The sequence below is a fragment of the Stenotrophomonas sp. P5_A8 genome, assembly GCF_056400545.1.
The window spans coordinates 1-8756 of the sequence record NZ_JBFULB010000158.1 but is presented as its reverse complement, the minus strand read 5'-3'; the positions used below and the strand labels follow the sequence as shown (position 1 = coordinate 8756).

General features: G+C 66.1%; 9 protein-coding genes. 5 read left to right on the top strand and 4 right to left on the bottom strand.

Features of this window, described 5'->3' with window-relative positions; translation table 11 throughout:
• Positions 1-142 precede the first annotated feature (142 nt).
• The 3 genes from cgtA to rplU all read right to left on the bottom strand — a co-directional run bounded on the left by cgtA (position 143) and on the right by rplU (position 1984).
• Entirely contained in the window at positions 143-1195 is a 1053-nt protein-coding gene (gene cgtA, locus AC1DQP_RS12310; protein ID WP_256777125.1) for an Obg family GTPase CgtA, read from the bottom strand.
• 195 nt (positions 1196-1390) lie between these two features.
• Positions 1391-1651 (bottom strand): 50S ribosomal protein L27, encoded by a 261-nt coding sequence (rpmA, locus tag AC1DQP_RS12305; RefSeq protein WP_256777127.1) that lies wholly within the window; start codon positions 1649-1651, stop codon positions 1391-1393.
• Positions 1652-1666: 15 nt separating this feature from the next.
• A complete protein-coding gene (gene rplU / locus AC1DQP_RS12300) occupies positions 1667-1984 on the bottom strand; it encodes a 50S ribosomal protein L21 (protein WP_256777131.1) in 318 nt (105 codons plus the stop codon).
• Between the two features lie 294 nt (positions 1985-2278).
• Between rplU and uvrA the strand changes: the two genes are divergently transcribed.
• From uvrA to AC1DQP_RS12285, 3 genes are all read left to right on the top strand, one after another.
• Entirely contained in the window at positions 2279-5281 is a 3003-nt protein-coding gene (gene uvrA / locus AC1DQP_RS12295) for an excinuclease ABC subunit UvrA (protein ID WP_478051692.1), read from the top strand.
• Complete coding sequence (locus tag AC1DQP_RS12290; protein ID WP_457319539.1) at positions 5281-5688, top strand: acyl-CoA thioesterase; 408 nt, start codon at positions 5281-5283, stop codon at positions 5686-5688. The genes uvrA and AC1DQP_RS12290 overlap by 1 nt, the downstream gene beginning before the upstream one ends.
• A 154-nt stretch (positions 5689-5842) precedes the next feature.
• The gene (locus tag AC1DQP_RS12285; RefSeq protein ID WP_457319538.1) at positions 5843-6568 is read left to right on the top strand and encodes an enolase; all 726 of its coding nucleotides are present in this window, start codon (positions 5843-5845) and stop codon (positions 6566-6568) included.
• A 254-nt stretch (positions 6569-6822) separates the two neighbouring features.
• On the opposite strand, the gene AC1DQP_RS12280 is transcribed toward AC1DQP_RS12285, so the two are convergent.
• Complete coding sequence (locus AC1DQP_RS12280) at positions 6823-7269, bottom strand: copper chaperone PCu(A)C (protein ID WP_457319537.1); 447 nt, start codon at positions 7267-7269, stop codon at positions 6823-6825.
• Between the two features lie 34 nt (positions 7270-7303).
• Between AC1DQP_RS12280 and AC1DQP_RS12275 the strand changes: the two genes are divergently transcribed.
• Both AC1DQP_RS12275 and AC1DQP_RS12270 read left to right on the top strand, forming a co-directional pair.
• On the top strand, positions 7304-8083 hold the full coding sequence (locus AC1DQP_RS12275) for an enoyl-CoA hydratase/isomerase family protein (protein WP_457319536.1): 780 nt from the start codon (positions 7304-7306) through the stop codon (positions 8081-8083).
• A gap of 352 nt (positions 8084-8435) precedes the next feature.
• On the top strand, positions 8436-8756 hold a 321-nt coding region (locus AC1DQP_RS12270; RefSeq protein ID WP_478051691.1), incomplete at its 3' end, for an acyl-CoA thioesterase.

The following is an 8756-nucleotide window of genomic DNA, read 5'->3' as shown; positions in this document are numbered from 1 at the left end:
ATCGTCCACCGATCCATTCCGGGCCGCGCCAACGGTAGAGCCACGCGCGCCGGACGCGCGCCACGCATCGCGCGGCCCCGGCCCTGCGGCACCACAGAAAAACCCGGCCGCAGCCGGGTTTCTCAGGGGCGCGCGGATGCGCTCAGTACGCATCGCGCGCTTGCGCCTCGTCTTCCTTCTGGCGGTCGAAGAAGGCCATGATGTTGGTCATGATCGGCCAGGTGCCTTCACGGCCCAGCGCCGACACCAGGTACCACGGCTGGGTCCAGCCCAGTTCGGCCACGATCTTCTCGGCGGCCGCCTTGGCCTCGTCCTCGAACATGAGGTCGGCCTTGTTCAGGACCAGCCAGCGCGGCTTGTCCAGCAGTTCCGGGTCGTGCTTGGCCAGCTCGCGTTCGATCGCACGGACCTGCTCGATCGGCGACACCCCTTCCACGCCGCCTTCCATCGGGGAGATGTCCACGAGGTGCAGCAGCAGGCGGGTGCGCTGCAGGTGGCGCAGGAACTGCGCGCCCAGACCGGCGCCGTCGGCGGCACCTTCGATCAGGCCGGGAATGTCGGCGATCACGAAGCTGCGGTAATTTTCGACACGCACCACGCCCAGGTTCGGGTACAGGGTGGTGAAGGGGTAATCGGCCACTTTCGGGGTGGCGGCGGACACGGCGCGGATCAGCGTGCTCTTGCCCGCGTTGGGGAAGCCCAGCAGGCCGACGTCGGCCAGCAGCTTCAGCTCCAGCTTGAGCAGGCGCTCCTCACCCTCTTCGCCCGGCAGCGCCTGGCGCGGCGAGCGGTTGGTCGAGCTCTTGAAGTGCATGTTGCCCAAGCCGCCACGGCCGCCCTTGGCTACCAGAAGGGTGTCATCGTGCTGGGTCAGGTCGCCGATCACTTCGTCGGTGGCCACGTTCATCACCACGGTGCCGACCGGCACGGTGATGATCAGGTCTTCGCCACCCTTGCCATAGGCCTGGCGGCCCATGCCGTTCTCGCCGCGCTGCGCCTTGAAGATGCGCTCGTGGCGGAAGTCGACCAGGGTGTTCAGGTTGGCGTCGGCGCGGATCCACACGCTGCCGCCATTGCCGCCATCGCCACCGTCCGGGCCGCCCAGCGGAATGAACTTCTCGCGACGGAAACCGACGCAGCCGTTGCCGCCATTGCCGGCGGTGACTTGGATTTCTGCTTCGTCTACAAGTTTCATGATTCTGGATGCCAACTGGAGGCGATGGGCAACGGATGCGCCCGACCGCAGAGTCTAACGTCCCCGGTACGATCCAGGGACGGTGGCGGGAAGGATCCCCGCACCGGTGTATTCAATAAAAACAAAAACCCCGCCGAAGCGGGGCTTTCGTCAGCGGCCCCACGCCGAGGCGTGGGCGCCCGCGTATCGCGAAGATCAGGCTTCGGCGACGACGCTGACGGTACGACGCTTCTTCGGGCCCTTCACCGAGAACTCCACCTTGCCGTCGACGAGCGCGAACAGGGTGTGGTCACGGCCCAGACCAACGCCGGTACCTGGGTGGAACTGGGTGCCGCGCTGACGGATGATGATGTTGCCGGCATCGATGGCCTGGCCACCGAAGATCTTGACGCCGAGGTACTTCGGGTTGGAGTCGCGACCGTTGCGCGATGAGCCTACGCCCTTCTTATGTGCCATGACTGGTCTCCTTGATTACTTGCTGCCACCGGCGATGCCGGTGATCTCGATTTCGGTGTAGTACTGACGGTGACCCTGACGCTTCATGTGGTGCTTGCGGCGACGGAACTTGATGATCCGGACCTTGTCAGCACGACCCTGGGACACGACCTTGGCGGTGACCGAAGCGCCGCTCAGCGCGTCGCCGATCTTGATGCCATCGCTGTCGCCCAACATCAGGATGTTGTCGAACTTGATCTCGTTGCCGACTTCGACTTCGAGCTTTTCAACGCGGAGCTTTTCGCCCTGCGCCACGCGGTATTGCTTACCGCCGGTTACCAGTACTGCGTACATGACCAGACTTCCTCTGTAGTTATTGTGGTCTATGGACTGCTGCCATCGAGGGCAGACAGAAGCGGGATTTTAATGACTGGGAGTGGGTCGGGTCAAGTCACCCCCCGCCTTGCCCCGTCTGGACCTGAATCCTGTTCAGGTAACGCCCCGGCGGGTCGCATTCGATGAGACCCGGGGCTGGCAATGTGCGCGATTGCCCCCAAATCCCAAGCTCGGTAGGCTGACCGATTGCCGTCTCCGCTTGCCCCACCCGCTTGCCGGCCCTCCGGGCCAGAGCCTCACAACGGATCCCCCATGGCGATGGAATTCATCCGCATCCGCGGCGCGCGGACGCACAATCTCAAGAACATCGATCTCGACCTGCCCCGCGACAAGCTCATTGTCATCACCGGCCTGTCCGGCTCGGGCAAGTCGTCGTTGGCGTTCGACACCATCTACGCTGAAGGCCAGCGCCGCTACGTGGAATCGCTGTCGGCCTATGCCCGGCAGTTCCTGAGCGTGATGGAAAAGCCGGACCTGGACCATATCGAAGGCCTGTCCCCGGCGATCTCGATCGAGCAGAAGTCGACCTCGCACAACCCGCGCTCGACCGTCGGCACGATCACCGAGATCTACGATTACCTGCGCCTGCTGTACGCCCGCGTCGGCAGCCCGCGCTGCCCCGACCACGGCTACCCGCTGGAAGCGCAGACGGTCAGCCAGATGGTCGACCACGTGCTCACCCTGGACCCGGAGCAGCGCTACATGCTGCTGGCCCCGGTGATCCGCGAGCGCAAGGGCGAGCATGCCCAGGTGTTCGACCAACTGCGCGCGCAGGGCTTCGTGCGTGTGCGCGTGGATGGCACCCTGCATGAAATCGACGCGGTGCCGCCGCTGGCGCTGCGCCAGAAGCACACCATCGAGGCGGTGATCGACCGCTTCCGTCCGCGCGAAGACATCAAGCAGCGCCTTGCCGAGAGCTTTGAAACCGCCCTCAAGCTGGGCGACGGCATGGTTTCGGTGCAGTCGCTGGACGTGGAGGACGCGCCCGCGCACCTGTTCTCGTCCAAGTACAGCTGCCCGGTCTGTGATTACTCGCTGCCCGAGCTGGAACCGCGCCTGTTCTCGTTCAACTCGCCGGTCGGCGCCTGCCCGGGCTGCGATGGGCTGGGCATGGCCGAGTTCTTCGACCCCTCGCGCGTGGTGGTGCACCCGGAGCTGTCGCTGTCGGCCGGTGCCGTGCGCGGCTGGGATCGTCGCAATGCCTATTATTTCCAGCTGATCGCCTCGCTGGCCAAACACTACAAGTTCGATGTCGATGCGGTGTGGCAGAGCCTGCCCGAGGACGTGCGCAAGGCGGTGCTGTTCGGCAGCGGCGAAGAAACCATCACCTTCACCTACTTCACCGAAGCCGGTGGCCGCACCCAGCGCAAGCACCGCTTCGAAGGGATCATTCCCAATCTCGAGCGCCGCTACAAGGAAACCGAATCCTCGGCCGTGCGCGAAGAGCTGGCCAAATACATCAGCGAGCGCAACTGCCCCGAGTGCAACGGCCAACGCCTGAACAAGGCCGCGCGCAACGTGTTCGTTGCCGACCGTGCGCTGCCGGAACTGGTGGTGCTGCCGATCGACGAAGCGCTGAAGTTCTTCAGCAGCATGTCCCTGCCCGGCTGGCGCGGCGAGATCGCCGGCAAGATCGTCAAGGAGATCGGCGAGCGCCTGGGCTTCCTGGTCGATGTGGGCCTGGATTACCTCACCCTGGAACGCAAGGCCGACACCCTGTCCGGCGGCGAAGCCCAGCGCATCCGCCTGGCCAGCCAGATCGGCGCCGGCCTGGTCGGGGTGATGTACGTGCTGGACGAGCCGTCGATCGGCCTGCATCAGCGCGACAACGAGCGCCTGCTCGGCACCCTCACCCGCCTGCGCGACCTGGGCAACACGGTGATCGTGGTCGAGCATGACGAAGATGCGATCCGCCTGGCCGACTACGTGCTGGACATCGGTCCGGGCGCGGGCGTGCATGGCGGCGAAATCGTCGGCCAGGGCACCCTGCAGGACATCCTGGATTCGCCGCGCTCGCTGACCGGACAGTACCTGTCGGGCAAGCGCGCCATCGAGATCCCGGCACGCCGGCACAAGCCCAACCCGAAGATGACCCTGCACCTGCGCGGGGCCAGCGGCAACAACCTCAAGGGCGTGGACCTGGACATTCCGTCGGGCCTGCTGACCTGCATCACCGGCGTGTCCGGCTCGGGCAAGTCGACCCTGATCAACGACACCCTGTTCTCGCTGGCCGCCAACGAGATCAACGGCTCTTCGCACGCGATCGCCCCCTACAAGGAGGTCGAGKGCCTGGACCTGTTCGACAAGGTGGTGGACATCGACCAGTCGCCGATCGGCCGCACCCCGCGCTCGAACCCGGCCACCTACACCGGTCTGTTCACGCCGCTGCGCGAGCTGTACGCGCAGGTGCCCGAAGCACGCGCACGCGGTTATTCGCCCGGGCGTTTCAGCTTCAACGTGCGCGGCGGCCGCTGCGAAGCCTGCCAGGGCGATGGTCTGATCAAGGTGGAAATGCACTTCCTGCCGGACGTGTACGTGCCCTGCGATGTGTGCCACGGCAAGCGCTACAACCGCGAAACGCTGGAGATTCTGTACAAGGGCTACAACATCAACGACGTGCTGCAGATGACCGTCGAAGATGCGCTGAAGCTGTTCGAGCCGGTGCCGAGCATCGCGCGCAAGCTGGAAACGCTGGTCGACGTGGGCCTGAGCTACATCAAGCTGGGCCAGAGCGCGACCACCCTGTCCGGCGGCGAGGCCCAGCGCGTGAAGCTGTCCAAGGAACTGTCGCGGCGCGATACCGGCCGCACCCTGTATATCCTGGACGAGCCGACCACCGGCCTGCACTTCCACGACATCGAGGCGCTGCTCGGCGTGCTGCACAAGCTGCGCGACGAAGGCAACACGGTGGTGGTGATCGAGCACAACCTGGACGTGATCAAGACCGCCGACTGGATCGTCGATCTGGGTCCGGAAGGCGGCCATCGCGGCGGCACCATCCTGGTCACCGGCACGCCGGAAGACGTGGCGGCCTGCCCGACCTCGTACACCGGTCAGTTCCTGGCCAAGATGCTGCCCTCCATCAGCGCGCGTCCGGAGCGACCGGCCGCGGTTGCCAACAAGCCCGACGCCCGCCCACCGCGCAAGGCCAAGCCGGAGAAGCCGGTCAGGAAGGCGGCGGCGGCCAAGAGCACCGGCAAGGTCAGCAAGACCAGCAAGACCAGCGCCGCCAGCAAGAAGAAGAAGGACGCCTGATGAGTACCGAACACAAGATCCTGGCCCGCGTACCGATCAGCGTGCGCTGGCGCGACATGGACAGCATGGGCCACGTCAACAACGCCAAGTACATTTCCTACCTGGAAGAAGCGCGCGTGCGCTGGATGCTGGGCGTGGAAGGCGTGTCGATGACCGACCGCATAGCACCGGTGGTCGCGGCCACCAATGTCAACTATCGCCTGCCGATCGTGTGGCCCAACGACATCGTGGTGGAGCTGTTCGTCGAGCGCCTGGGCAACAGCAGCGTGACCATCGGCCACCGCATCGTGGACGAGAAGAACGACAGCACGCTGTATTCGGACGGCAACGTGGTAGTGGTGTGGATGGACACCCAGACCGGCAAGAGCGCACCGCTGCCGGAGGCGATCCGCACTGCGTCCACCTGAGCAGGTAGTGCCGGCCGCTGGCCGGCAACCTCAGACTCCCGGACGGATATGTGCATGATTGCCGGCCGCTGGCCGGCACCCTCATGACGCCGGATCGATGTGCATGGATGCCGGCCAGCGGCCGGCACTACCGCCATTCGTTCAAAGGAATGCCATGTTCCACCAGACCGACATCCGCACACTTCTTCCGGGAATGACGCCGTTCCCCGCCGACGTTTTTTCCCGGGAGCAACCGTGGCTGGCCCAGCACCTGCTGCCGCTGATCGGCATCGACCTGGGCATCCTGCGGCAGGAACTGGCCGGCACCGTGGCCACGATGCTGTGCCCGATCGAGCCGTATGAAGGCTGCATCGGCGAAGACACGCAGGAACACCACAACGCGTTTACCGGTACCAACTGGATCGCCTTCGAACTGACCACCGACAACCGCATGCGCTTCCTCGGCAACGTGGGCTACTTCATCGGCGAGCAGGTGCAGGACAGCGACGCGGTGGAGCATATCGCCGAGATGCGCGACAGTTACGCCAAGGCACATGCCTATTTCCAGACCCACGGCCGCCTGGCCAGCTATTCGCGCTATGGCGATGGCGAGCCGGGCGAGCAGGCGTATCTGGACAGGCTCGGCGGGCAGATTTCCGGCGGCAACTGGACCGAGACCGCAGAGATCCCGGCGGCATTCGAAATCGCACTGGACCCGGCGATGTATGACCGCGACCGGCCCGACGATGCCGAGAACGTGCGCATCACCCGCGACGGCAAACCGTTCTTCGCGGTCGCCGAAGTGGCCGGTTACAACTGGTGCGCGGCGGGCGCCGATGCGATCGTGATGCTGTACGAACCAGACAGCCGCACGGTGCTGTTTTCCTACGACTGGACGTAACCGCAGCGTCTGGGTCTTGGAAAAGGCAGCCGAGCATGGCTCGGCTCTACCGATCATGGGCCGCGCGACGCGCAATCACCCTGTGACGCATCCCGGTAGCCGGGCATGGCGATCATGGGCCGCGCGACGTGCAATCACCCTGTGACGCATGCCGGCAGCCGGGCATGGCGATCATGGGCCGCGCGACGCGCGCTCGTTCTGTGAGGCATCCCGGTAGTGCCGAGCCATGCTCGGCAGCTCTGGCCAATGGCCGCTCAGTGCGCTGCGCCACTGCGCACCTGCAACTGCCCATCCACCTTGCGCCCGTCTTCCAGGCTCAGGCGCAGCGGCAACACCTTGCCCTCGCTGAGCGGCACCTCCGGCTGCATCAGCATCAGGTGCAGCCCGCCCGGCTTCAGCGCCACCGTGGCACCGGCCGCGATCGGCAGCCGCTCCACCGCGCGCATCCGGCTGACCCCGTCCACCAGCGTGGTTTCGTGCAGCGACACATCGCCGAAGGCCTTGCTGCCGGCGCCCACCACCACCACGGCGCTACGGCAGCCATTGTGGATCTGCCCATATCCCGCCGCCATCGGCATTGCCCCCGGCGGCAGCCGCACCCAGCCTTCTCGCACCGACACGCACGCCGGTTCGGCGGCGATCGCCGATGTTGCGAACGCACAGAGGGCCAACAATACGCACGCGAATGGTTTGGTTATCATCGCCTCAGTTCCCTGTCCGCAACGAGATCGCAGCATGACGACGCTTATCGAGGTGATCAACCATGGCCCCATCCGCGAACTGCGGCTGGCGCGCCCGCCGGTCAACGCGCTGGACACCGAGCTGTGCCGCCACCTGATCGGCGCACTCAACCAGGCCATGGCCGATGACGTGCACGGCATCGTGCTGTCCGGCAGCGAGCGCATCTTCAGCGCCGGCATGGACGTGCCCCATCTGCTCAGCCATGGCGATGACAGGCACAAGCTGCTGGACAGCTGGCAGGCGTTCTTCGGCGCGGTGCGCACGCTGGCCGAATGCCGGGTGCCGGTGGTGGCCGCGCTGACCGGGCATGCCCCGGCCGGCGGCTGCGTGCTGGCGCTGTGCTGCGACTACCGGATCCTGGCCCGCAGCCCGGACCCGGCGCAGCCGACCGTGATCGGGCTGAACGAGGTCCAGGTGGGGCTGGTCGCCCCCGAAGGCATCCAGCGCCTGATGCGCCGCGTGGTCGGCCACCATCGCGCCACCCAGTTGTTGGTGGGCGGGGAAATGGTCCCGGCCGAGCGCGCGCTGGAGATCGGGCTGGTGGACGAACTGGCCGACGCCGCCCAGGTGGTGCCGCGCGCGGTGGCCTGGCTGCAGCGCCTGCTCAAACTCCCACGCCAGCCGATGCTGCTGACCCGCGCGATCGCCCGCGCCGACCTCCACGAGGCCCTGCACGCGGACCTGATCCAGCTCGACCGCTTCGTCGAGGCCTGGTACGCCCCGGACGCCCAGCAGGCACTGCACACCCTCGCAGCACGCCTCGGCAAAGGCTGACCCTCCGGTAGTGCCGACCCATGGCCGGCAACCAAGCAATGCCCGAAACCCAAGGTAGTGCCGGCCGTTGGCCGGCAACCAAGCAATGCCCACACACCAGGCAGTGCCGGCCCACGGCCGGCGACCACGCCCCCGCCCACCATGCGCTGCATGGTGGGATCCACCAGCCTGAAGCGAGCCTCTGAATCAGGGCGGGGCGGCCGCGAAGCGCCGGGGGCGTGGATGGCAATGACATCGACCCCGCAGTTTGCCAAGCGAACCGCAGGGGCGGCAGCGCGAGTGCATTGCCGTCATGCGGCCAGCGACCGGCACTACCCTATAATTCGGGTCCTCCCCCTTCCGGTTGCTTCCCTTGTCCGACACGCACGAACCCGTCGTCTCCGAGCTGATCGACCTGCTCACGCTCGAGCGCCTGGAAGACAACCTGTTCCGTGGCCAGAGCCGCGACATCGGCACCAAGTACGTGTTCGGCGGGCAGGTGCTGGGCCAGGCGCTGTCGGCCGCCCAGGCAACGGTGGACAACGGCCGCCACGTGCATTCGCTGCATGCCTACTTCCTGCGCGCCGGCAACATCGACCACCCGATCGTCTACGACGTGGACCGCACCCGCGACGGTGGCAGCTTCTCGGTACGCCGGGTCACCGCGATCCAGCACGGCAAGGTGATCTTCTTC

What these genes read in the sequence shown, in the direction of transcription:
- cgtA (WP_256777125.1), bottom strand. Translation starts at nt 1,195, where the DNA reads ATGAAACTTGTAGACGAAGCAGAAATCCAAGTCACCGCCGGCAATGGC.
- rpmA (WP_256777127.1), bottom strand. Translation starts at nt 1,651, where the DNA reads ATGGCACATAAGAAGGGCGTAGGCTCATCGCGCAACGGTCGCGACTCC.
- rplU (WP_256777131.1), bottom strand. Translation starts at nt 1,984, where the DNA reads ATGTACGCAGTACTGGTAACCGGCGGTAAGCAATACCGCGTGGCGCAG.
- AC1DQP_RS12290 (WP_457319539.1), top strand. Translation starts at nt 5,281, where the DNA reads ATGAGTACCGAACACAAGATCCTGGCCCGCGTACCGATCAGCGTGCGC.
- AC1DQP_RS12285 (WP_457319538.1), top strand. Translation starts at nt 5,843, where the DNA reads ATGTTCCACCAGACCGACATCCGCACACTTCTTCCGGGAATGACGCCG.
- AC1DQP_RS12280 (WP_457319537.1), bottom strand. Translation starts at nt 7,269, where the DNA reads ATGATAACCAAACCATTCGCGTGCGTATTGTTGGCCCTCTGTGCGTTC.
- AC1DQP_RS12275 (WP_457319536.1), top strand. Translation starts at nt 7,304, where the DNA reads ATGACGACGCTTATCGAGGTGATCAACCATGGCCCCATCCGCGAACTG.